This is a genomic window from Streptomyces sp. NPDC032198, from assembly GCF_040636975.1.
Lineage (GTDB): Bacteria > Actinomycetota > Actinomycetes > Streptomycetales > Streptomycetaceae > Streptomyces.
This window is the reverse complement of the sequence record NZ_JBEZVL010000013.1, coordinates 119,321-142,071: the sequence shown is the minus strand read 5'-3', so window position 1 is coordinate 142,071 and position 22,751 is coordinate 119,321. Positions and strand designations below refer to the sequence as shown.

The 22,751-nt window shown below is 71.1% G+C and carries 24 protein-coding genes and 1 pseudogene; 21 read left to right on the top strand and 4 right to left on the bottom strand.

All coding sequences use genetic code 11. The features are described from left to right. Nucleotides 1-2: 2 nt before the first annotated feature. From AB0E78_RS31295 to AB0E78_RS31270, 6 genes are all read left to right on the top strand, one after another. Nucleotides 3-230: an MbtH family protein gene (locus AB0E78_RS31295; protein WP_361839545.1), complete on the top strand. Its 228-nt coding sequence runs from the start codon at nucleotides 3-5 to the stop codon at nucleotides 228-230. Further along, nucleotides 231-1,517, top strand: a complete 1,287-nt coding sequence (locus AB0E78_RS31290) for a cation:proton antiporter (RefSeq protein WP_361839543.1) — start codon at nucleotides 231-233, stop codon at nucleotides 1,515-1,517. 116 nt (nucleotides 1,518-1,633) lie between these two features. After that, nucleotides 1,634-3,145: a tryptophan 7-halogenase gene (locus tag AB0E78_RS31285; protein ID WP_361839541.1), complete on the top strand. Its 1,512-nt coding sequence runs from the start codon at nucleotides 1,634-1,636 to the stop codon at nucleotides 3,143-3,145. A gap of 47 nt (nucleotides 3,146-3,192) precedes the next feature. After that, nucleotides 3,193-4,365: a cytochrome P450 gene (locus AB0E78_RS31280; protein WP_361839538.1), complete on the top strand. Its 1,173-nt coding sequence runs from the start codon at nucleotides 3,193-3,195 to the stop codon at nucleotides 4,363-4,365. A 7-nt stretch (nucleotides 4,366-4,372) separates the two neighbouring features. Beyond that, the gene (locus tag AB0E78_RS31275; protein WP_361839535.1) at nucleotides 4,373-5,590 is read left to right on the top strand and encodes a cytochrome P450; all 1,218 of its coding nucleotides are present in this window, start codon (nucleotides 4,373-4,375) and stop codon (nucleotides 5,588-5,590) included. An 11-nt stretch (nucleotides 5,591-5,601) separates the two neighbouring features. Continuing rightward, a complete protein-coding gene (locus AB0E78_RS31270; protein ID WP_361839533.1) occupies nucleotides 5,602-5,925 on the top strand; it encodes a ferredoxin in 324 nt (107 codons plus the stop codon). On the opposite strand, the gene AB0E78_RS31265 is transcribed toward AB0E78_RS31270, so the two are convergent. Together AB0E78_RS31265 and hppD are read right to left on the bottom strand one after the other, a co-directional pair. Beyond that, on the bottom strand, nucleotides 5,919-7,019 hold the full coding sequence (locus tag AB0E78_RS31265) for an alpha-hydroxy acid oxidase (RefSeq protein ID WP_361839530.1): 1,101 nt from the start codon (nucleotides 7,017-7,019) through the stop codon (nucleotides 5,919-5,921). The two genes, AB0E78_RS31270 and AB0E78_RS31265, sit on opposite strands and share 7 nt — an antisense overlap. Further along, nucleotides 7,006-8,112, bottom strand: a complete 1,107-nt coding sequence (gene hppD, locus AB0E78_RS31260) for a 4-hydroxyphenylpyruvate dioxygenase (protein ID WP_361839527.1) — start codon at nucleotides 8,110-8,112, stop codon at nucleotides 7,006-7,008. Before hppD ends, AB0E78_RS31265 begins: the two co-directional genes overlap by 14 nt. A gap of 183 nt (nucleotides 8,113-8,295) precedes the next feature. Here hppD and AB0E78_RS31255 point away from each other — a divergent pair, with 183 nt between their 5' ends. From AB0E78_RS31255 to AB0E78_RS31225, 7 genes and pseudogenes are all read left to right on the top strand, one after another. Continuing rightward, complete coding sequence (locus AB0E78_RS31255) at nucleotides 8,296-9,627, top strand: PLP-dependent aminotransferase family protein (RefSeq protein WP_361839524.1); 1,332 nt, start codon at nucleotides 8,296-8,298, stop codon at nucleotides 9,625-9,627. Then, nucleotides 9,624-10,526, top strand: coding sequence for a prephenate dehydrogenase (locus tag AB0E78_RS31250; protein ID WP_361839521.1), 903 nt, complete (start codon nucleotides 9,624-9,626; stop codon nucleotides 10,524-10,526). Before AB0E78_RS31255 ends, AB0E78_RS31250 begins: the two co-directional genes overlap by 4 nt. Before the next feature lie 125 nt (nucleotides 10,527-10,651). After that, nucleotides 10,652-11,224 carry a hypothetical protein gene (locus AB0E78_RS31245; RefSeq protein WP_361839518.1) on the top strand — a complete coding sequence of 191 codons (573 nt, stop codon included), beginning with the start codon at nucleotides 10,652-10,654 and terminating at the stop codon, nucleotides 11,222-11,224. Then, complete coding sequence (locus tag AB0E78_RS31240; protein WP_361839515.1) at nucleotides 11,224-12,624, top strand: peptidoglycan-binding protein; 1,401 nt, start codon at nucleotides 11,224-11,226, stop codon at nucleotides 12,622-12,624. Before AB0E78_RS31245 ends, AB0E78_RS31240 begins: the two co-directional genes overlap by 1 nt. Beyond that, nucleotides 12,621-13,355 (top strand): ABC transporter ATP-binding protein, encoded by a 735-nt coding sequence (locus AB0E78_RS31235; RefSeq protein WP_361839512.1) that lies wholly within the window; start codon nucleotides 12,621-12,623, stop codon nucleotides 13,353-13,355. The genes AB0E78_RS31240 and AB0E78_RS31235 overlap by 4 nt, the downstream gene beginning before the upstream one ends. A gap of 92 nt (nucleotides 13,356-13,447) precedes the next feature. Beyond that, nucleotides 13,448-14,620, top strand: coding sequence for an ABC transporter permease (locus AB0E78_RS31230; protein ID WP_361839850.1), 1,173 nt, complete (start codon nucleotides 13,448-13,450; stop codon nucleotides 14,618-14,620). A gap of 199 nt (nucleotides 14,621-14,819) precedes the next feature. After that, nucleotides 14,820-15,251 (top strand): annotated as a pseudogene (locus AB0E78_RS31225) (PPOX class F420-dependent oxidoreductase); the annotation flags it as partial. Nucleotides 15,252-15,361: 110 nt separating this feature from the next. Here AB0E78_RS31225 and AB0E78_RS31220 read toward each other — a convergent pair. Further along, nucleotides 15,362-16,213, bottom strand: coding sequence for a LysR family transcriptional regulator (locus tag AB0E78_RS31220; RefSeq protein ID WP_361839510.1), 852 nt, complete (start codon nucleotides 16,211-16,213; stop codon nucleotides 15,362-15,364). 208 nt (nucleotides 16,214-16,421) lie between these two features. Between AB0E78_RS31220 and AB0E78_RS31215 the strand changes: the two genes are divergently transcribed. From AB0E78_RS31215 to AB0E78_RS31180, 8 genes are all read left to right on the top strand, one after another. Beyond that, nucleotides 16,422-17,225: an EamA family transporter gene (locus tag AB0E78_RS31215; RefSeq protein ID WP_361839847.1), complete on the top strand. Its 804-nt coding sequence runs from the start codon at nucleotides 16,422-16,424 to the stop codon at nucleotides 17,223-17,225. 117 nt (nucleotides 17,226-17,342) lie between these two features. Further along, nucleotides 17,343-18,329 carry a DMT family transporter gene (locus tag AB0E78_RS31210; RefSeq protein WP_361839507.1) on the top strand — a complete coding sequence of 329 codons (987 nt, stop codon included), beginning with the start codon at nucleotides 17,343-17,345 and terminating at the stop codon, nucleotides 18,327-18,329. A gap of 40 nt (nucleotides 18,330-18,369) precedes the next feature. Beyond that, nucleotides 18,370-19,152 (top strand): 2OG-Fe(II) oxygenase, encoded by a 783-nt coding sequence (locus tag AB0E78_RS31205; protein WP_361839504.1) that lies wholly within the window; start codon nucleotides 18,370-18,372, stop codon nucleotides 19,150-19,152. Between the two features lie 111 nt (nucleotides 19,153-19,263). Next, entirely contained in the window at nucleotides 19,264-19,770 is a 507-nt protein-coding gene (locus AB0E78_RS31200) for a methylated-DNA--[protein]-cysteine S-methyltransferase (protein WP_361839501.1), read from the top strand. Between the two features lie 27 nt (nucleotides 19,771-19,797). Continuing rightward, the gene (locus AB0E78_RS31195) at nucleotides 19,798-20,535 is read left to right on the top strand and encodes a 2OG-Fe(II) oxygenase (RefSeq protein WP_361839498.1); all 738 of its coding nucleotides are present in this window, start codon (nucleotides 19,798-19,800) and stop codon (nucleotides 20,533-20,535) included. Then, entirely contained in the window at nucleotides 20,532-20,837 is a 306-nt protein-coding gene (locus tag AB0E78_RS31190) for an Ada metal-binding domain-containing protein (protein WP_361839495.1), read from the top strand. The genes AB0E78_RS31195 and AB0E78_RS31190 overlap by 4 nt, the downstream gene beginning before the upstream one ends. Beyond that, a complete protein-coding gene (locus AB0E78_RS31185) occupies nucleotides 20,834-21,397 on the top strand; it encodes a hypothetical protein (protein ID WP_361839492.1) in 564 nt (187 codons plus the stop codon). The genes AB0E78_RS31190 and AB0E78_RS31185 overlap by 4 nt, the downstream gene beginning before the upstream one ends. Next, nucleotides 21,394-22,065: an alpha-ketoglutarate-dependent dioxygenase AlkB gene (locus AB0E78_RS31180; protein WP_361839489.1), complete on the top strand. Its 672-nt coding sequence runs from the start codon at nucleotides 21,394-21,396 to the stop codon at nucleotides 22,063-22,065. Before AB0E78_RS31185 ends, AB0E78_RS31180 begins: the two co-directional genes overlap by 4 nt. Before the next feature lie 10 nt (nucleotides 22,066-22,075). Here the strand turns inward: AB0E78_RS31180 and AB0E78_RS31175 are convergent, their stop codons facing one another. Then, nucleotides 22,076-22,696: an L-threonylcarbamoyladenylate synthase gene (locus tag AB0E78_RS31175; RefSeq protein ID WP_361839486.1), complete on the bottom strand. Its 621-nt coding sequence runs from the start codon at nucleotides 22,694-22,696 to the stop codon at nucleotides 22,076-22,078. Nucleotides 22,697-22,751: the final 55 nt, after the last annotated feature.

The window sequence follows — 22,751 nt, the reverse complement described above, 5'->3', positions numbered from 1 at the left end:
CGATGACCAATCCGTTCGACAACGAAAACGGCACCTTCCTGGTTCTCGTCAACGACGAGGGACAGCACTCCCTGTGGCCCGCCTTCGCCGAGATCCCCGAAGGGTGGACCACCGCGCACGGCGAGGGCACCCGGCAGGAATGCCTCGCGTACATCGAGGAGAACTGGACGGACATGCGGCCCAAGAGCCTCGTCGCGGACATGAGCAGGCACGGGACGGCGGCGTCGTAGGTGGACACCGAATCACTGGTGACCGTGGCGATCGGCGACGTGGCCGTCATCGTCATCGTCTCCCGTCTCCTGGGAGCGCTGGCCCGCCGCTGCGGCCAGCCGGTGGTCATCGGCCAGATCGTCGCCGGTATCGCCCTGGGCCCGACGCTGCTCGGCCGCCTGCCCGGGGACCCGACCTCGAAGCTCTTCCCGCCGGAAGTGCTGCCGTTCCTGACGGTGCTCTCACAGATCGCCATCGTGATCTTCATGTTCGTGGTGGGGTACGAGATGGACTGGCGGCAGCTGCGCCAGGGAGGCAGAGCGGCGGCCACCGTGGCGCTGTGCGCGTTCCTGGTGCCCGCCGGACTGGGCGCGGGTGCGGTGGGCGTGTTCCACGGGGCGTTCGACGCGGTCCAGCCGGGGCACGCGGACGGCAGGGCGTTCTGGCTGTTCATGGCCGTGGCGGTGTCCGTCACCGCACTGCCCGTGCTCGCGGCCATCGTCCGTGAGCGGGGGCTCGCGGGCACCCCCGAGGGCACGGTGGCCACCACGGCCGCCGGGCTCATGGACGTCGTGGCGTGGCTGGTCCTCGCCGCCGCGCTCGCCGGCACCGGGCACGCCACCGGCAGGTCGTGGCAGCTGACGCTGCTCCTGATCGCCCTGTTCGTGGCCGCCTTGTTCCTGGCGGTGCGGCCGGTGCTCGGGTGGTGGCTCCGGCGCTCCAGGGCGCTGCATGCCCACCAGCTCACGATCGCGCTCGGCCTCGCGCTGGGCAGCGCCTGGGTGACCGCGGAGCTCGGCCTGCACCCCGTGTTCGGCGGGCTCCTGGCCGGCCTCACGATGCCTCGCAGGGACGGCGTGCCGGACGCGGACGTGCTGCGGCCGATGGAACAGACCTCCGATCTGCTGCTCCCGCTGTTCTTCGTGACGACAGGGCTGTCCTTCAACATCGGATCGCTGGACGGGAACGGCGGCCTCCTGCTGCTCCTGATCCTCGCCGTGGGGGTCATCGGCAAGCTCGGACCGGCGTACGCGGCGGCACGGCTCAGCGGCATGGACTCCTACCGGTCGGCGACCGTGGCCACACTGGTGAACACCCGCGGACTCACGGAACTGATCGTCCTGAACGTCGCGTTGAACGCGGGCATCATCGGCCCGCCGCTTTTCACCGTCCTCGTACTCATGGCATTGATCACCACCTTTATGACGGGGCCTTTGTTGTCCCTGACAGGGCGCAGGCACAAGCGGGAAACGCGGCACACTCCGAAAAAGAACGCCGTCCACGAGCTGACGGATGGACGGCCTTGACGCCCGGGCAGGGCGATTTCAGACTCAATTGAGCGTCAGTACCCATGGGAAAAAGGGGCTCCTCGGGCGGATGCCGTGCAATTCGGTATCCCGTCCGGGAGAAAAGGGGAGGAGGGATGACCTTGCCGGATTCCGAGGAATTCGACGTGGTGGTGGTCGGCGGAGGGCCCGCCGGGTCGACACTGGCCGCACTGGTGGCCATGCAGGGGCGGCGGGTGCTGGTCCTGGAGAAGGAGTTCTTCCCGCGCCACCAGATCGGTGAGTCGCTGCTGCCGTCCACCGTGCACGGCGTGTGCAGGCTGACCGGTGTCGCGGACGAACTGGCCAAGGCGGGCTTCCCGCGCAAGCGCGGCGGCACCTTCAGGTGGGGGGCCAACCCGGACCCCTGGACCTTCTCCTTCTCCGTATCCCCGCGCATGAGCGGGCCGACGTCGTTCGCCTACCAGGTGGAGCGGTCCAAGTTCGACGACATCCTGCTCAAGCACGCCCGCAAGGTGGGCGCAGAGGTCCGCGAAGGCTGCGCCGTGCTCGACGTCATCGCCGACGACGAGCGGGTCAGGGGCGTCACGTACACCGACGCCGACGGCAACGAACGCCGGGCGCTCGCCACGTTCGTCGTGGACGCGTCGGGCAACAAGAGCCGTGTGTACCAGCGGGTGGGCGGCAAGCGCGAGTACTCGGAGTTCTTCCGCAGCCTCGCCCTGTTCGGCTACTTCGAGGGCGGCAAGCGGCTCCCGGAGCCCAACTCGGGCAACATCCTGTCGGTCGCGTTCCCGAGCGGCTGGTTCTGGTACATCCCCCTCAGCGACACCCTGACGAGCGTCGGCGCCGTGGTGCGGCGCGAGATGGCCGAGAAGATCCAGGGTGACCAGGAGAAGGCGTTCATGGCACTCGTCGACGAGTGCCCCCTGATCGGCGAGTACCTCGCGGACGCCAAGCGGGTCACCACCGGCCAGTACGGACAACTGCGCGTCCGCAAGGACTACTCGTACCACCACACGACCTTCTCCCGCCCCGGCCTCGTCCTCATCGGCGACGCCGCCTGCTTCGTCGACCCGGTGTTCTCCTCGGGCGTCCATCTGGCGACGTACAGCGCGCTGCTCGCGGCCCGTTCCATCAACAGCGTGCTGTCCGGACGCGTCGACGAGGAACCGGCGTTGAAGGAGTTCGAGGCCCGCTACCGGCGCGAGTACGGCGTGTTCTACGAATTCCTGCTGTCCTTCTACGACATGCACCACGACGAGGACTCGTACTTCTGGCAGGCCAAGAAGGTCACCCAAACCGCGCGGCCCGAACTCCAGTCGTTCGTCGAGCTCATCGGCGGGGTCTCCTCCGGCGAGCGCGTCCTGACCGAGGCCGAGATCCTCGCCAAGCGCTTCTCCTCGGACTCCGAGGAGTTCGCCGCCGCGGTCGACGAACTGGCCGGCAGCCAGGACGGAAGCATGGTGCCGCTGTTCAAGTCGTCGGTGGTGCGCGAGGTCATGCAGGAGGGCGGTCAGGTCCAGATGCGCGCCCTGCTCGGGGAGGACGCCGAAGCGGAGGCCCCGCTGTTCAGCGGCGGTCTGGTGCCGTCACCCGACGGCATGTTCTGGCAGCTGCCCGTGTCCGCCCAGAGCCCACCCGAATAGAAGCCGAGCAGAAGCCGAGTAGAAGTCGAGCAGAAGGAGGTCCGCGCATGGCGCGGCCGTCAGACCTCTCCATGCACAACCGCAGGGACCGCCTCGACCCGCTTCCCGAGTTGAGCGAACTCAGTGCGCGGGCACCGCTGTCCGAGGTCGAACTCGTCGACGGGGCGAGCTCGTCGCCGGGCTGGCTCGTCACGGGCCAGGACGAGGTGCGCGCGGTCCTGGGCGACGCGGAGCGGTTCAGCACGGCCCCGCCCGCGGGCGGCAACCGGCCGGTCCAGGCGGGCAACCTCATCCAGTACGACCCGCCCGACCACTCCCGGCTCCGGCTGCTGCTCACCCCGGAGTTCACCGTGCGCCGCATGCGCGGCCTGGAGCCCGCCGTCGAATCCGTCGTGGCGGACTGCCTGGACTCCATGGAGAAGGCCGGACAGCCCGCCGACTTCATGCGGCACGTCGCCTGGCCCGTCCCCGGCCTCGTCATGTGCGAACTGTTCGGGGTGGAGCGCGACGACCGCGCGGAGCTGGCGCGGCTGCTCAAGGTCAGCCGCCCCGCCTTCCGCGGTCGGCAACTGCAGATGACCGCGGGCGCCGCCTACCTCGCGTACGTCGACCAACTCGTGGCCCGCAACCGGCGCGCACCCGGCGACGACCTGCTCGGCAGGCTGGTGCGCGCGCACGGCGACGACATCGACGACGACGAACTCGTCGGACTCACCGCGTTCGTCATGGGCTCGGGCGTCGAGAACATGGCCAGCATGCTGGGCCTCGGTATCCTCGCGCTGCTCGAACACCCCGACCAGCTGGGCCTGTTGCGGAAATGCCCGCACCTGATCGACCAGGCGGTGGAGGAGTTCATCCGCTACCTGTCGATCATCCCGACCGCGTCGCCGCGGACCGCCCGCGAGGACGTACCCCTGGCAGGCAAGGTGATCAAGGCCGGGGACCAGGTGGCCTGTTCGCTGTTCGCGGCCAATCGCGTCCGGCCGCCCGGCACGCCGCCGGACGTCCTCGACATCACCCGTGAGGCCACCGCCCACGTGGGGCTCGGCCATGGCATCCACTACTGCATCGGGGCCTCCCTGGTGCGCATGGAACTCAAGAGCGCCTATCTGGCGGTGCTGCGCCGCTTTCCCGAGCTGCGCTCCGCCACGCCGCCGGAGGAGATCCGCTTCCGGACACAGGCGCCGTACGGCGTGGAGACACTGCCCGTCACCTGGTAGGGGAGCGATGACATCGACGACCGAGCCCGGACTCGTCCACACCCGCCGCGCACGCTTCGGCCCGGCCGAGGAACTGCGCCGGCTGTCCGAGGGGCGTCCCGTCACCAGGATCGACGTGGGCCCAGGGACTGACGGAGTGCCCGTCTGGCTCGTCACGGGCCACGCCGAGGTGCGTCAAGTCCTCGGCGACCACCGGCGGTTCTCCACCCGGCGCCGCTTCGGACCGGCCTCGTCGCGCTCCTCGCAGGGGCGGGGTGAAGGGCCTCGGCCCGACGAGCTCATCGGGCAGCTCATGGACTACGACCCGCCCGAGCACACCCGGCTCCGGCACATCCTCACGCCCGAGTTCACCCTGCGCCGGATGCGCAGGATCGAGCCGGGCGTCACCGGCATCGTCACCGAGCACCTTGACGCCATGGAACGCACGGGCCCGCCCGCCGAACTGGTCGCGGCCTTCGCCTCACCCGTCCCCGGCGCGGCCCTGTGCGAGCTGATCGGCGTGGAGCGCGACGACCGCGCCGACTTCCTGCGCCGCTGCCACGCCTTCCTCGCCCCCGGCCGGGGACGCCAGCGGCGGGCGGCGGCCGGGGAACTGCTCTCGCGGTACGTCGCCGCGATGGTGGCCCGGCAGCGCACGGACCCCGACGAGGGCTTCCTGGGCATGCTCATCCGCGATCACGGCGATGAGGTCACGGACAAGGAACTGCGTGGCGTCTGCGTCCTGTTGGTGCTCGCAGGCCTCGACAACATCTCGGGCATGCTCGGCCTCGGCACCCTGCTGCTGCTCGCCCACCCCGACCAGCTCGCCGCGGTCCGCGACGACCCCGGAGCGGTGGACCGCGCCGTCGAGGAGCTGCTGCGCCACCTGTCGGTGCCGCACGCGCCGACGCCACGGACCGCCCTGGAGGACGTCACCGTCGGCGGGCAGCTCATCAGCGCGGGGGAGCACGTCCTGTGCTCGCTGCCGATGGCCAACCGTGACCCCGCGCTGCTCGCCGAACCCGACCGTTTCGACATCACGCGAGAGCCGGGAGCCCACGTCGCCTTCGGCCACGGCATCCACCACTGCCTGGGCGCGGCACTGGCCCGGATGGAACTGCGGATCGCCTACCCGGCGCTGCTGCGGCGCTTCCCCGGCCTGCGCCTCGCCGTGCCCGAGGACGAGGTGCCGTTCCGCGTGCACGCGCTCGCCCACGGGGTGGAGCGGCTGCCGGTGACCTGGTGAAGAGCCATCCGGTGACAGAGATCGCGGAAGCCAACGCGGAGGAGGAGCAGATGGACGTACGGGTGGACCGCCACCGATGCGCGGGTTCCGGGCTCTGCATGGCCCAGGTCCCCGCGGTCTTCGACCAGTCGGACGAGGACGGCAAGGTTCTGCTGAACGTGCCGGCCCCCGGATCCGAGCTGGCAGGGGCCGTGCGCAGGGCAGCCGCCCGCTGCCCGTCCGGCGCGATCACGCTCCACGAGAGCGACCACGGGTCCGAGCACGCACCCGAGGACGAATCCGAGCCCGGACCCGAGCACGATCCCGAACGCGCACACGACACAGCTGGTCACTGAGGCAGTCGCACCGTACGCAGTTCCCTGGCCGCCGCGACACCGGCGCAGCCCGCGAGCCCCAGCGCGTCGCGGAGCTCGGCGGCCAGCAGGTCGAGGACCTGCAGGACGCCGGACTCACCGGCCGCGGCGAGCCCCCACACCGGAGGCCGCCCCACGAGGACCCCGTCCGCCCCCGACGCCAGCGCCTTGAGCACGTCCGTGCCGCCGCGCACGCCGCCGTCCACCATGACCTCGCACGCGCCGCCGACGGCATCGACCACCCCGGGAAGGGCCTCGATGCCGGGCAGCGCGCCGTCGAGCTGGCGGCCGCCGTGGTTCGACACCACGACGGCGTCCACGCCGAGGCCGACGGCCCGCACCGCGTCCTCGGGGGCCAGGATGCCCTTCACGATCAGCGGGAGACGGGTGGCCGCCCGCAGTTCCTCCACGCAGGACCACGTCACCGCGGGCGAGAACGCCTCGGCGGTGTGGGCGGCCACCGCCGAGCCGACCGTGCCGGAGCGGTGCGCCGCCGAGGGCGCACCGCCGTCGAGATGCGCCGCCCGCACATGGCCGGGCAGCGCGAAGCCGTTGCGTACGTCCCGCAGCCGGCGGCCCATCCAGGGCACGTCGACGGTCAGCATCAGCGCCTCGCAGCCCGCGTCCTCGGCCCGGCGCGCCAGATCCAGGGACCGCTGCCGCTCACGGAGCCAGTAGAGCTGGAACCACACCGTGCCGCCGACCGCCGTGATCTCCTCGACGGGGACGGTGCTCAAGGTGGCCACGGTGAACGGCACACCGGCCGTCTTCGCCGCCCGAGCGGTTGCCAACTCGCCCTCGGGATGCACCAGTCGGTGGTACGCGATCGGCGCGACCGCCACCGGCATCCGCACCGGGCGGTTCAGCAGCGTCGCGTCGGTGGCGCACCCCGAGACGTCCCTGAGCACCCGGGAGGCGACGAAGATGCGGTCGAACGCCTCCCGGTTCGCGTCGAGGGACCGCTCACGGCCGCTGCCACCCGCGATGAAGTCCCACACCTCGGGTGACAGGGCCGCGGCCGCGGCGCGCTCGACGTCGCTCAGATCGCGCGCGGCCGCGGGATCACCGCGCCACACGCTGCCCGGTCCGTTCCAGCTCCACGGCCTCGTACAGCGCCTTGATGTTGGAACTGCCGAAGGTCTGCGCGCCCTGGCGCTCGATGACCTCGAAGAAGATCGTGCCGCGCGGGTGCGCCGACGCGGTGAAGATCTGGAAGAGCTGACCGTCGTGGTCCTCGTCGACGAGGAGGTTCGTCGCGCGCAGTTCGTTCAGGGTGTGGGACTTGAGCCCGATCCTTTCGGAGAGCAGGTCGTAGTACGTCGACGGGGTCTGGAGGAATGCGACACCGCGCGCGGACAGCGCGCGCACCGACCGGACGGCGTCCCTGCTGGAGAAAGCCAGATGCTGCACGCCCGCGCCGTGGTGGCTCTTGAGGAATTCGTCGATCTGACCGGGCTGCGCCAGCGGATCGGGCTCTATGAGCGTCAGCGTCACCGCTCCGGCCCCCGCGCTCTGCACGACCTTGGAGTCCATCGCCTGGGCGCCGACGACGATGTGCTCCTTGAACACCTCACGGAAACCGAGAGCCTGTTGATAGAAGCGGGCCGTCGATTCGAGGTCGCCGGCGTTCAGACACACCGCTATGTGGTCGATGTCGAGGAGCCCCGCCTCGCTGGTGCGCGCCTCGCGCGAGCCGAGCGCCGGAACGAAGCCCGGCGGGAGTCCGGGGCCTTCGCCCGGGGTCCGCTCGACCAGCGTGTGCACCACGTCGCCGAAGCCGCTGACGGCCGCGGTGACGGCGGGGCCCTCGCCCACGTGCCGCGTCGGCTGCCGCACGGGACGCGCGCCGCCCGCCACCGCGGCGGCGAAGGCCGCGGACACGTCGGCGGTGCGCAGAGCGATGTCGGCCACGCCGTTGCCGTGCATGGTCACGTACGTGGTCGCGGGATGCCGTCCCGCGGTCGCCTCGGTGAGCACCAGGGTCATCCGTCCCTGGCGCAGGGCGATACTGCGGTGCTCGGCGGATCCGCCGGTGCCGACGACCGTGAAGGCGTACTTGTCGACCCAGGCGAAAACCGCCGCCTCCAGGCCGTCGACGTACATCTCGACATAGTCGATCGCGAGATCCGCGAGGTCACTGTTGGGGGCCGTTGCGGGTAAATCCGTCATCGGAGTCCTCGTGGGAAGAAGAATGTGGATTCCTGGCTCACGACGCGCCGGTCGCGGAATGCCGGAACGGCAATAGGCGCGAGGCGGGAATTCTCTTTGCGGCCCCGATAGTACGACCGCCTCCGCGGTTCTCGCACCTGTCAAGCCATTGCTGTGGATCTGTTGTCAGGAGACGCTGAAGTGATGGAAATCCTGCAAACCGAAATCGCCGTCGCGGAGTTGAACGCGGCCACGCTGCACGCGTCGCTCTCCGATGTGTCGATGGAGTCCATGAACCTCCTCAACCAGATCGCCGACACCTATCCCGACGCGATCTCCTTCGCGGCCGGGCGCCCCTACGAGGGCTTCTACGACGTGACCCAGATCCACGACCACCTCCGGGTCTTCTGCGACCACCTGCGCACCCGGCTCGGCCTGAGCGAGGCGGAGACCGCACGCACGCTGTTCCAGTACGGCGCGACGAAGGGGATCATCGGCGACCTCGTGGCGCGCAGTCTCGCCGTGGACGAGGGCATCGACGCCGACCCCTCGTCCGTGGTCGTCACGGTCGGCTGCCAGGAGGCGATGTTCCTGCTGTTGCGCGCGCTGCGCGCCGACGACCGCGATGCCGTGCTCGCCCCCAGCCCCACCTATGTCGGCCTGACGGGGGCCGCGTTGCTCGCCGACATGCCCGTGCTGCCGGTGCGCACCGGTGCGCACGGCATCGACCTCGACGACCTGCTGGTCCAGCTGCACCGGGCCCGCGCCGCCGGGCAGCGGGTCCGCGCCTGTTACGTGACGCCCGACTTCGCCAACCCGGTGGGCGTCAGTCTGCCGCTCGCCGACCGGCAGCGGCTCCTGGACATCGCCGCCGCCGAGGACCTGCTGCTCCTGGAGGACAACGCGTACGGAATCCTGAGCGGCGCCGCCGACCGGCCGCCCACGCTCAAGGCCCTCGACCGGCACCAACGCGTCGTCTACCTAGGCTCGTTCGCCAAGACCGTGATGCCGGGCGCCCGCGTGGGCTACGTGGTCGCCGACCAGCGGGTGACCGGCCGCGGCGGCGGTGACGTACTGCTCGCCGATGAGCTGTCGAAGCTCAAGAGCATGCTCACCGTGAACACCTCACCGATCGCCCAGGCGGTGATCGGCGGCAAGCTCCTCGCCCACGACTGCAGCCTGGTCGCCGCCAACCAGCAGGAGACGGACGTCTACCGGCGCAATCTGGAGCAGGTGCTCGACGGCCTCGACCGGCGCCTCGGGAGCCGCCCCGACGTCACCTGGAACGTGCCGACCGGCGGCTTCTTCATCGTGCTCACCGTGCCGTTCACCGTCGACGACTCCCTCCTGGAGTACGCGGCGCGCCGCCACGGCGTGCTGTTCACACCCATGCACCACTTCTACGGCGCGTCGGCCGGGTTCCGCCAACTCCGCCTCGCGATCAGCACGTTGACGTACGAGCGGATCGAGCAGGGCCTCGACGGGCTCGCCGCGCTGATCCGTGAGCGGCTGGACGGGGATGGTGAGGTCGCGTGACGATCCGCACCATGACCGTCGTCGGCACCGGCCTGATCGGCACCTCGGTGGCCCTCGCGGCCCGTCTGCGCGGTGTGACCGTGTACCTCTCCGACCGTGACGAGTCCGCTGTCCATGCCGCCGCGGTGCTCGGCGCCGGACGGCCCGAGCCCCCGCAGGGCCCCGTGGACCTGGCCGTCCTCGCGGTGCCCCCCAGCCAGATCGCCCCGGTCCTTGCCGAACTCCAGTCGCGTGGGCTGGCGTTGAGCTATACCGACGTGGCGAGCGTGAAGGCGCTCGCCGAGCGGGAGATCCTGGACACCGCCCCCGAGCCGTCCCGCTACATCGGCGGCCACCCCCTGGCGGGCCGCGAGCGGTCGGGCCCCCTCGCCGCCCGCGCGGAGCTGTTCCGGGACCGTCCCTGGGTGCTCACCCCGACGCGCCTCACCTCCCGGGCCGCCTTCGGCCGCGCCCTGGAACTGATCGCGCTGTGCGGTGCGGTGCCCCGCGTGATGCGGGCCCGCGCCCACGACGACGCGGTGGCGCTGACCTCCCACGCTCCCCATCTGGTGGCCAGCCTGATGGCGGCCCGCCTGGGGGATGGGCCGCCGGAGGCCGCCCATCTGGCGGGACAGGGACTGCGCGACACGACCCGGATCGCCCGCGGCGACTCCCAGCTGTGGAGCGACATCGTCGAGTCCAACGCGGCGGCGGTCGCCGACATCCTCACCCGGCTCCAGGAGGATCTCTCCAGCGTCGTCGCCGCCCTGTACGACCTCGCCGACCGTGAGCGGGGGCGGGAACTGTCGGGCAAGAGCAGGCACACCCTGGTGGACCTCCTTGACCGCGGTGCCGCCGGGGTGGGGGAACTGGACGAGCCCCGGCCGTCTGGACAGCCCGTCCCTTGCCCTCCCCGGTGAAGTTCCCTGTCGCCGCAGGTGAGTTGGGGTGCCTTCCCCGTCGGCGGCCGGGAGCCGGGGGAGCCTGTACGGACGGCGTCGCTTGTATCCGCCGTGTGACCGGTGCCCGCGTAGAACTTGGCCCCATGTCCACCACACACAAGCGAACCGCACAGACACTGCTCGCGGCGTCGGCGCTCGTCGCCGGCGTCCTCCTCACCGGTTGCTCCGGTGACTCGTCGGCCGCGTCGTCGGACAGCCCGAAGAAGGCCGACGCCTCGCCCACCAGCCCCTTCGACCAGGCACTCGCCTTCTCCCAGTGCATGCGCAAGAACGGCGTGTCCGGCTTCCCCGACCCGCAGAAGGACGCGGGCGGCGGCATCGCGCTCACGCCGGGCGGCGACGTCGACCCCAACTCGCCGGAGTTCCAGTCCGCCACGGAGGCCTGCCGCGACAAGATGCCCCAGGGCGGCCAGCTCGGCGGGGGCGGAGGCGGCGGCAAGGCGCTGGACTCGGCCAAGGTCGCGGCCTGGGCGAAGTGCATGCGCGAGAACGGCCTGCCCAAGCTGCCCGACCCGGAGATCAACGGCGGCAACATGTCGCTCGACTTCGGCGCGAGCGGCATCGACCCCGGCAGTGACGCGTTCCAGAAGGCCAGGGTCGCCTGCCAGGACAAGTGGCCCGGCGGCGGCCTCACCGGCTCCGGCGGCGGCGCCTGATGACCGCCCCGGACGAGACCCGTGAGAGGGAACGGGACGAGGAGACAGCGGAGTTCGACGAGGCCGAGGAGCCGGTCCGTGGTGCGGTCAACGGCTCCGGAGCCCTGGAACTGCACAAGACCGGAGAGGTGTCCGAGCGGCCCCCCGGCGCGGTCGGCACCGGGCGCGAGGAGACCGACCCCGAGAAGACCGCCCTGGAGAAGGCGTCCCTCCAGAAGACCGCCCCCGAGGCCGGTGGCGGGGACGGCGGCGACGGCGAAGGGACGACGCCCCCGCCGGCGAGCGGCCGCAGGCGCCGCCCCCTGCGGATGTCGCTGATCGTCGTCGCCGCGATCGCCGTGGTCGTCGCGGCGGGAGCCGCCACCACCGGCGTCTTCGGCGACGACGGCTCCGGCTCGTCGGGTGCCGCTCCCTCCGCACCGCCGAAGACCGCCAAGGTGGAGCGGACCACGCTGACGCGCACGGAGTCCGTGGACGGGAACCTCGGCTACGGCGATCCGACGGCCGTGCAGGGCCCGGCCCCCTCCAAGACGGGTGCCGGGATCATCACCTGGGTGCCGGGCGACGGCGACACCATCAAGCGAGGCCAGACGGCTTACAAGGTGGAGGAGCAGAAGGTCCCGCTGCTCTACGGCTCCACCCCCTTCTACCGCCCGCTGAAGACGGGCACCGAGGGCAAGGACGTCGAGATCCTGGAGAAGAACCTCTCCGCGCTCGGCTACACCGGCTTCACCGTCGACGACACGTACGACGCCGGTACCTCCCAGGCCGTACGGGACTGGCAGGACGACCTGGGCCGTCAGGAGACCGGGACCGTGCAGCCGTCGGACGCCGTGGTCGCCCCCGGCGCCAGGCGCGTCGCCGAGGTGAAGGCCACGGCCGGAGCCCCGTCGAACGGGCCCGTCCTCACCTGGACCGGCACCGAACGCACCGTCACCGTCGACCTCGACGTGCAGTTCGAGGACATGGTCGAGAAGGGCACCAAGGCCACGGTCACGCTCCCTGACGACACCTCGGTCCAGGCCGAGGTGACCGACATCGGCACCCCCACCACGCCCTCCCAGGACGGCGGCTCCGGGGGCTCGGGCGGCGGTCAGTCGGGCGGCGACGACAAGCCCACCCTGCCCGTCGAGATGAAGGTCAAGGACCAGAAGGGCCTGGGCCGCTACCAGGCCGCCGCCGTGAAGATCTCCCTGAAGGCGGAGACCCGCAAGGACGTGCTCGTCGTCCCGATCAACGCCCTGGTGGCGCAGCGCGGTGGCGGCTACGCCGTGCAGGTCGTCGAAGCGGACGGCGACGTGAGGACGCGGACGGTCAAGGTCGGCATGTTCTCCGACAGCATGGTCGAGGTGTCCGGAACCGGCATCACCGACGGCACGGTCGTGGGGGTCCCCAAGTGACCGCTGCCGCCCACCCGGTGGTCGAACTGGCCGGAGTCTCCAAGACGTACGGAGAGGTCGAGGCGCTCAAGGGCGCCGACCTCGTCATCCGGCGCGGGGAGCTGCTCGCCGTCGTCGGCCCGTCCGGCTCGGGCAAGTCCACGATGCTCAACATCATGGGCACCCTCGACCGCCCCACCACCGGAACCGTGCACATCGACGGGCACGACGTCGACCGCCTCAGCGACCGGGAACTCTCCGCGCTGCGGGCCGGGACGATCGGCTTCGTCTTCCAGCAGTTCCATCTCGCCCCCGGCGTACCGGCGCTCGACAGCGTCGCCAACGGCCTGCTCTACAGCGGCAGGCCGCGCGGCGAGCGGCGCAGACTCGCCGAGCGGGCCCTGCGCCGGGTAGGCCTCGGCCATCGGCTGTACCACGAACCGCACCAGCTCTCCGGCGGGGAGAAGCAGCGCGTCGCCATCGCCCGAGCGGTCCTCGGCGACCCGCCGCTGCTGCTCGCCGACGAGCCGACCGGAGCCCTCGACTCCCGTTCCGGCGCGGTGGTGATCGAGCTCCTGCACGAACTGCACCGGGCGGGGACCACGGTCGTGGTCATCACCCATGACCGGGACATAGCGGGCTCCTTGCCGCGCGAGGTCCGGATCAAGGACGGCCGCATCGAGGCCGGAGCCGCCGATGCCGACGAAGCCGCCGGCCTGGCCGAGCTGCTCCCCGAGGAGGCCCTGCGATGAGCCCGACCAAGGAGTTGAGTACGACAGGGGAGCGGGGCCCGGCGCAGGAGCCGAACCGCCTCGCACCGCCGCCGCGCCCCAAGCCGGCCCGGATGGGCCCGGCCGACGTGCTGCGGGTCGGCGGGTCGGGCCTGCGCTCGCGCCCCATGCGGGTGTTCCTCTCGGCGCTCGGCATCGCCATCGGCATCGCGGCGATGGTCGGCGTGGTGGGCATTTCCACCTCCAGCAGCGAGGACCTCAACCGGCGCCTCGCGGCCCTCGGCACCAACCTCCTGACCGTTGCCCCGGGCCAGTCCTTCGCCGGTGACGCGGCCCATCTGCCCGACTCGTCCGTCGACATGATCGGCAACATCAAGGGCGTCGAGTCGGTCTCGGCCATCGGCAAGACGAGCGCCAAGGTCTACCGCAACGACCACATCAAGAAGGAGGAGACCGGCGGCCTGAACGTCTACGCGGCCCGTACGGACCTGCCGAAGACGGCGGGCGCGGAGCTCGTCGAGGGCCGCTGGCTGAACGCCGCGAACCAGCGGTACCCGGCCGTCGTGCTCGGCCCCAAGGCCGCCGAACAGCTGGGTGTCTTCCGGGCCGGGCCCGACACGAAGGTGTGGCTCGGCGGTCAGTGGTTCACCGTCGTCGGGATCCTCGCGCCCAACGAGCTCGTCCCCGACCTGGACTCGGCCGCGCTGGTCGGCTGGCCCGTCGCGGAGAAGGAGCTGGACTTCGACGGCTACCCGACGACGGTCTACACCCGCGCCGAGGAGTCCGCCGTGAGCGACGTCCAGTCCGTGCTCGGCGCCACCGCCAACCCGGAGAACCCCAGCGAGGCGAACGTCTCGCGGCCCTCCGACGTCCTGGAGGCCAAGGAGGCCACCGACGACACCCTCAGCGGTCTGCTGCTCGGCCTGGGCGCGGTCGCCCTGCTGGTCGGCGGGGTCGGTGTCGCCAACACCATGGTCATCTCGGTCCTGGAACGCCGCTCCGAGATAGGCCTGCGCCGCTCGCTCGGCGCCACCCGCGGCCAGATCCGTACGCAGTTCCTCTGCGAGGCCCTGCTGCTTTCGGCCCTCGGCGGCCTGGGCGGGGTCCTGCTCGGCATAGCCGTCACCTCCGGCTACTCCACCTACCAGGGCTGGCCCTCGGTGGTGCCGGTCTGGGCGATGGCGGGCGGTGTCGGCGCGACCCTGGTCATCGGCGGGCTCGCCGGGTTCTATCCCGCGGTCCGCGCGGCGCGGCTGCCTCCCACCGAGGCGCTGGCCACGACATGACGTCCCAAGATCCGGGACGCACAGAGCCAGGACCCGTAGACGTGTGACCCCATGGACGCGGTGCCTTCGTCAGCCCAAATCCCCCGCGGGCGACGAGGGCATCGCTTTTTTCCGCGGTGCTTTCCCTGGGCTTCAGCACGTTGTCGAGAAGGGATGGTTCCGCTGTCTGGACAGCCATGACCCGCCGTATTCTCGCCGCATGACTGAGCACTTAGGGAAAGTCGACGACAATGCCCTGCTCGAACTGCTCCAGGAGCAGCGCATCGGCACGCTCGTCACCCTCAAACGCGACGGCCGCCCGCAACTCTCCAACGTCGGTTATGCCTACGACCCCGACGAGCGCGTCATCCGCCTCATGGTCACCGACAGCCGCGCCAAGACCCGCAATCTGCGCCGTGATCCGCGCGCGAGCTTCCTCGTCACGGACGGCGCCGGCTTCTCGTACATGATCGCCGAGGGCGACGCCGAGCTGACGCCGGTCGCGACCGATCCGCATGACGCGGTCGCCGACGAACTGGCCCTGGTCTTCCGGGGGTTCCAGGGCGAGCACCCCGACTGGGAGGGGTTTCGCGCCGCCATGGTGCGCGAGGGGCGTCTGGTGATACGGCTGCACGTCAAGCACGTGTACGGAGCCGCGGGGAAGCGGATCCTCGCGGGGAGCGCCCCCTCGGGGCCCGGGAACGGCGGTCCGGTGGTGGCGGGACGCCCCGGTCTGCAGCTCGGCACGGACGGCCCGCCGCCTCACGTGCGGTAGAGATCGGTCAGGAGCGCCACCGCGGCGTGCGTCATCGGGTGCGGGTCATGACGGCGCCAGATGAGGTGCACGGCGATGGGGTCGGCGTCGCGCAGCGGGCGGAACACGACACCGTCCCTGCGGTACTGGTTGGCGGTGCTCTCCGGGGTGAGGCCGACGCAGCGCCCGGACGCGATGATGGCCAGCCAGTCGTCGATGTCCTGGGTGTACTCCACCGGGGGGCGGGCCTCTTCGGGCCACAGCTCGGCGGTGGTGGTGCCGGTGCGCCGGTCGATGAGCAGTGTCCGCTCCCTTATGTCGGCCAGGGGGATGGACCGTCGTCCGGCCCACGGATCGTCGTCGGCCAGGGCGCAGAAGCGGCGCTCGTGACCGACGACGGCGCTGGCGAAACGGGTCTCGTCGAAGCCGGTACGGACGACGGCGAGGTCGCACAGGCCCTCGGCGAGCCCACCGGTCGCCGAGTTCGTCCGGATCAAGTACAGCTCGACGTCCGGGTGTCCGGCAGCCCAGCGGCGCTGGAACTCCGCGGTGTGACGGCCCATCGCCGACCAGGCGTGGCCGATGCGCAGCCGGGTGTGTCCGGTGGTCGCCTCCCGGATGAGGTCGTCGGCCTCCGCGAGCAGGTGCCGGGCCCGGGCGAGCACCTGCACTCCCGCGGTCGTCGGCGTGACGCTGCGGCTGGTGCGGTGCAGCAGCCGCACCCCGAGGACGCCCTCGAGACCGCCGAGGGTGCGGGACACGGCCGCCTGGGAGACGCCCAACTCGGCGGCGGCATCGGTGAAGCCGCCGCTGTCGACGATGGCGACGAGGCAGCGCAGATGCCGCAGTTCCAGATCCATGGCCGCAGTGTAGGGATGACCGGCGTGCATGGATGACCAGAACGTATGGATGAGCACGCGCATGCATTTTCCGTATGCGCGTCGATGACGCATCCTGCGGTGCATGCGACCGTCTCAGAGCCACGCCGTGCCCGCCGCCGTCCAGGGCGTCGAGGCCGCTCCCGGAGCCCCGGCGGGCACGGGCAGTTCACGAAGTCGCCTTCCGGGCATGGCGATGATGTTCGGCAGCGGTCTGTCCAACCAGGTCGGTGCCGCCACGGGCGCCTTGGCGTTCGGCGTGATCGGCCCCGCCGGTGTGGTCGCCGTACGGCAATGGGTCGCGGGAGCCGTGCTCCTGACGGTGGGCAGGCCCAAGGTGCGCGCCTTCACCTGGCGGCAGTGGTGGCCGCTGCTGTGCCTGGCGGCGGTCTTCGCCACCATGAACCTGTCCCTGTACACCGCGATCGACCGCGTCGGCCTCGGCCTCGCGGTGACCCTGGAGTTCCTGGGCCCGCTGTCGGTCGCGCTGGCCGCGTCCCGCCGTGCGGTGGACCTCGGCTGCGCGGTCGTGGCGGGGGCCGCGGTGGTGGCGCTGGTCCGCCCGCAGCCCAGTACGGACTACGCCGGCATCGCGCTCGGGCTGCTCGCCGCGGCCTGCTGGGCCTCGTACATCCTGCTCAACCGCACGGTCGGCGCCCGGCTCCCCGGCGTCGAGGGGTCGGCAGCGGCGGCGGGAATCTCCGGGCTCCTCTATCTCCCGGTCGGCATCGTGGTGCTCGCCCACCACCCGCCGACGGCCTCCGCCCTCGGCTGCGCTGCCGCCGCGGGCATCCTCTCCTCCGCGGTCCCGTTCCTCACCGACCTGCTCGCCCTGCGCCGGGTCGACGCCCGCTTCTTCGGGATCTTCATGAGCGTCAACCCGGTCCTCGCGGCGCTGGTCGGCATGGTCGTCCTGGGGCAGTCCCTGGGCTGGGTGGAGTGGCTGGCCATCGCGGCGATCGTGACGGCGAACGGGGTCAGCGTCCTGAAGTAGGCATGGCGGATGTAGCTGAGCTTAATAAAAGTTCAAAACTTGTTGCTTGTTCTTTCAGGTCGGTGGCGGCATCGTTCCTGACGTCGGCTAACAACGGCCCGAACAAGGAGAGCAACAGTGAGCGGCGTCCCTGGGAGAACGTGGGCAGCGGCGAGGGTGGGCGTGCTCGCCCTCCTCTGGGGATCGACCTTCCTGTGGATCAAACTGGCCTTGGACGGCCTGTCTCCCGTCCAGGTCACCCTCCTGCGCTGCACGCTAGGGGCGGCCACCCTGGCGGTCCTGCTCGTCAGCACACGCAAGCGTCTTCCCCGGGGCCGCGCGACGTGGAAGCACATCTTCGTCGCCGCCTTCTTCTGCAACGCCCTGCCCTTCGGGCTGTTCAGCATCGGGCAGCAGACGGTCGACTCCGGGGTGGCGGGGGCGCTGAACGCGACGACTCCGCTGTGGTCCGTCCTGATCGGCCTCGGCATCGGCACGGAACGAGGACTGCGTCCCGTACGCCTCGCCGGGCTTCTCATCGGTTTCGCGGGTACGTCGCTGATCTTCGCCCCGTGGCAGCAGTCAGGGCTGACGAGCTGGGGTGCTCTCGCGATCGTGGGGGCGGCGGCGAGCTACGCCGTCGGCTTCGCCTACATGGGGCATCACCTCGTCGGGAAGGGCCTGCCCACCCTGTCCCTCTCCGCGGCCCAGCTCATGGCGGCCACGGGCCTGACGGCGCTGGCCCTGCCGGTCGGCGGCCTGGAGACGGTCCACGTCGACCCCACGGCCCTGATCGCCGTCGTCATCCTGGGGATCTTCGCCACCGGCATCACGTTCCACCTCACCTACCGGATCATCGCGGACGAGGGCGCCACCAACGCCGCGACCGTCGGGTATCTCCTTCCGGTGGTCTCCGTCGCGCTGGGCGCCATCGTGCTCGACGAGGCCTTCAGCTTCCGGGTGGCCGCGGGGATGGCGGTCGTACTCGTCGGAGTGGGCATGACGCGTCGGCAGAAGCGGACCCGGACCCCGGGTGCATCCGATGCGCCCAAGGCGCGGGCGACCATGAACGCCACGTCCGAATGCCGCCAGCGCCCGCCCGCGCATCCGGCGAGCATCGAGTAGACCGGGGCAGCCCTGCCCCGGCCTGCAAAGGACCGGGAACATGAACGAGCCCACCCTCACCCCCGCACTCTTCGGCCACGCCGCCGAGCCGCAGACCACACCGCCCGTCACGTCCGACCCCATGCTGCCCGCCCTCGGCACGTTCAACTGGAGCGACCTGTATGCCCAGTTGAACGAGGAAGGGGTGGCCGTCACGCCCCCCTTGCTGTCGCGCGAGCAGTGCCAGGAGATCAGCGGCACGTTCGACAAACCGGGCCTGTTCCGCTCGACCGTGGTCATGCAGCGCCACAACTTCGGCCGCGGCACCTACAAGTACTTCGCCGACCCGGCGGCCGTCCCGCTGGTGCGGACGCTGCGCGAGAAGCTGTATCCGCCGATGGCCTGGATGGCCAACCAATGGGCCCCGCGCCTCGGCGAGCGCACCTTCCCGCCCATGCTGGACGAGCTGATCGCCGAGTGCGCGGCGAACGGCCAGCGGCGCCCCACCCCGCTGATCCTGAACTACGGCGAGGGCGACTACGCCTGCCTGCACCAGGACATCTACGGCGACATCGTCTTCCCCCTGCAGATCGCCGTCATGCTGAACCAGCCCGGCGAGGACTTCACCGGCGGCGAGAACGTCTTCGTGGAGCAGCGGCCGCGCTTCCAGTCCCGCGCGATCGTCGTCAGGCCGCAGCTCGGCCAGGGCATGATCTTCCCCGTCCGGCACCGGCCCGTCCCTGGCCGGAACGGCTACCGCCGCCACCCCATGCGGCACGGCACGAACGCCGTGGAGTCCGGCCACCGCAACACCCTCGGCGTGATCTTCCACAACGCCCGCTGACGTCAGCGCCATGTCCGATTCCCGCCAGCACGCGCGCTCGCGACCCCGCACTGTTGAGGTGCAAGGGAAGCAAGCAAGAAGGCAAGGAAAAGGAAGCAGAGGGAGGTCATGATGACCGTCCACACGACCATCACCAGCCCGCTCGGTGAACTGCTGCTCGTGGGCCAACCGACACCGGACGGCGGCGTGGCACTGACGTCACTGTCCATGCTCGGACAGAAGAACGCACCCGCCGTGCACAGCAGTTGGGTCCACGACCGCGACCGCTTCTCCGGCATCGCACGACAGCTGTCCGCCTACTTCGCCGGTGAACTCACCTCGTTCGACATCGAGTTCACCCCGAGCGGCACGGACTTCCAGCGGCGTGTCTGGGCCGCCCTGGAAGAGATCCCGTACGGCACGTCGACCACCTATGGCGCACTCGCCGGGCGGATCGGTGTGGACCGCGGCCGGATCCAGGCCGTGGGCGCCGCGATCGGCGCGAACCCGCTGCTCCTCGTGCGCCCCTGTCACCGCGTGATCGGCGCGGACGGCTCCATGCGGGGCTATGCGGGCGGCGTGGAGCGCAAGGTCGAGCTCCTCACCCTCGAAGGTGCCCTGCAGTCCACTCTCGTCTGACCCGCACGACCACGAAGGACCCTCATCATGATCGACACCACCGCTCACCCGGCGGCCGGCCACGTCGGCGAATGCGTCGCGGCGGGGGACTGGGACGCGCTGGCCGCCGAGCTCGACGAGCACGGCCACGCGCTCACCGGCCGGCTCCTGACCCCGGAGGCCTGCCGCGACCTCGCCGCCCTGTACGACGACACCGACCGCTTCCGCTCCACCATCGACATGGCCCGCTACCGCTTCGGCTGCGGCCAGTACCGCTACTTCACCCACGAACTCCCGGATGTCGTACACGAGTTGCGCGAGGCCTTCTACCCCCGGCTGCTGCCCATCGCCCGCGACTGGGCCGCGCGGCTCGGCAAGCCCGCCCCCTGGCCCGACAGCCTGGGGGAGTGGGTGGAGATGTGCCACGCGGCCGGGCAGGCCAAGTCCGCGCAGATCCTCCTCCGTTACGGGCCCGGCGACTGGAACGCCCTGCACCGCGACGTCTTCGGCGAGATGGTCTTCCCGCTCCAGGTCGTCGTCGGGCTCGACGCCCCGGGAGCCGATTTCACCGGCGGCGAGTTCATCATGACCGAGCAGCGTCCCCGCGCCCAGTCCCGCGGGTCGGCCACGACCCTGCCGCAGGGGTACGGGCTGGTCTTCACGACCCGCGACCGGCCCGTCGCCTCCCAGCGCGGATGGTCGACCGGGCCGATGCGGCACGGCGTGAGCACCGTCCGCTCCGGACGCCGGCACACCCTCGGCCTGGTCTTCCACGACGCGGCGTGAACCCCTCCCGGGCAGGAGGAGGGCCGCGCCCGCGTACGTACACGCTGTGCGGCCCGGACGGAAAGCCGTACCCCAGCGGCACACCCGGCACCCTGGGCGGGCATCGCCGAGGGCGCCTGTACGGCCGCCTCGACTGCCCCTCCGCGCTGCGGGCCGTCGCCCGCGGCCCGTACGCCACCCACCGGGTGTTCTTCCCCGACGAGGCCACCGCGATCGCGGCCGGATACCGCCCCTGTGCGGTCTGCCTGCCCGGTCAGTACGCTCGCTGGAAAGCAGACCCAGAAAGCACCGGCACACCATGAGCATCCTGAAGGAGCGGGAGTCCTCCCGCTCACCCCTGATCGGCGCCGCCGAGCCGGCCGCCCACGCGGACCTGCCCGCGCCCGCCGCCCACACCGAAGCCGAACTCGCCGCTCTCATCGACCTGTTGACCCTCCCGAAGGCGCGGATCGAGACCGTCACCGTCGGCCACAGTCGTGACGCCGCCTCCCGGGCCGCCGCCGAAGCCTTCGCCGCCGCGTGGACGGCTCGCGGCGGCACGGTCCTCACCACGGTGAGCTGGCCCGAGACCGCCGCGTCCTGGCTGCGCCCCGCGCACCGGCTCACCGCGGAAATCCCCGACGCCTGGGTACTGGCCGCGGCTCCCCTCGGGTTCGCCCAGCTGGCCCGCCGCCTGCGCCACTCCACCGACTGGGACCCGGCCCGCAGTTACGCCTTCGCCTCCCTGCAAGACTCCCGGGTCCCCGCGCTCGCCGGGGACGACGTCCTGCACGGCCTGCGGGGTGCCACCGCCGACGGCGCCCCCTGGGACGTACGCCACCGCTGGGTCACCACGCACCTGCCCGCCGGGGCGACCCCGTGAGCGCCCTGATCCCGCGACCCACCACGGAGATCGCCCCCGGGGCGGTGCACGTGCCGGAGTGGCTCACCCTGGACCAGCAGCGCGAACTCGTCACGGCGTGCCGTGCATGGGCCACCGGCCCCGTGCCGATCCGCCACACCGAGCTGCCGCGCGGCGGGGTGATGTCCGTGCAGACGGTGTGCGTGGGCTGGCACTGGCAGCCGTACCGCTACACGCGGACCGCCGACGACGTGAACGGCAGACGGGTCGCGGAGTTCCCGGACTGGCTGGTCGAGCTGGGCCGCCGGGCGCTCACGGCGGCGTACGGCGACGTGCCGGGCGCGGCCGACTGCACCCCGGACACCTACACGCCGGACACCGCGCTGATCAACTTCTATGACGGGCAGGCCAGGATGGGCATGCACCAGGACAAGGACGAGCGGTCGTCGGCCCCCGTGGTGTCCCTGTCCATCGGCGACACCTGCGTCTTCCGCGTGGGCAACACGGAGACCCGCACCAAGCCCTACACCGACATCGAACTGGCCTCGGGCGACCTGTTCGTCTTCGGCGGCCCCTCGCGCTACGTCTTCCACGGCGTGCCCAAGGTCCACGAGGGCACCGCGGACCCCGCCACCGGCCTGACCTCGGGCCGCCTGAACATCACGATGCGGGTCACCGGCCTGCGGTGACCCGGAGCGGCTACTCGAACCGCGAGGTGTCGCCCGCGCCGCGGCGCACGATCTCGGCCTCGCCGTCGGAGAAGTCGATGACCGTGGTCGGGCTCGTGCCGCAGTCGCCCGAGTCGACGACGGCGTCCACGACATGGTCGAGGCGTTCCTTGATCTCCCAGCCCTGGGTGAGCGGCTCCTCCTCGTCGGGCAGGAGCAGCGTGCTGGAGAGCAGCGGCTCACCGAGCTCGGTGAGCAGCGCCTGCGTGACGACATGGTCGGGAATCCGGACGCCGACCGTCTTCTTCTTGGGGTGCAGGAGCTGGCGCGGCACCTCCTTCGTCGCGGGCAGGATGAAGGTGTAGCTGCCCGGCGTCGCCGCCTTGATCGCACGGAACACGTCGTTGTCGACGTGCACGAACTGACCCAGCTGTGCGAAGTTCTGGCACACCAGGGTGAAGTGGTGGCGATCGTCGAGGTTCCGGATCTTGCGGATCCGGTCGAGGCCGTCACGGTTGCCCAGCTGGCATCCGAGCGCGAAACAGGAGTCCGTCGGATACGCGATCAGCGCACCGGACCGGATGCTGTCGGCCACGGTGCTGATGCTGCGCGGCTGGGGGTTCTCGGGGTGCACGTCAAAATACTTCGCCATCCGGCGAGCGTACGTGATCGCATCAGGAGTCCCTGGCTTCTCGGCCGCTTCCCGG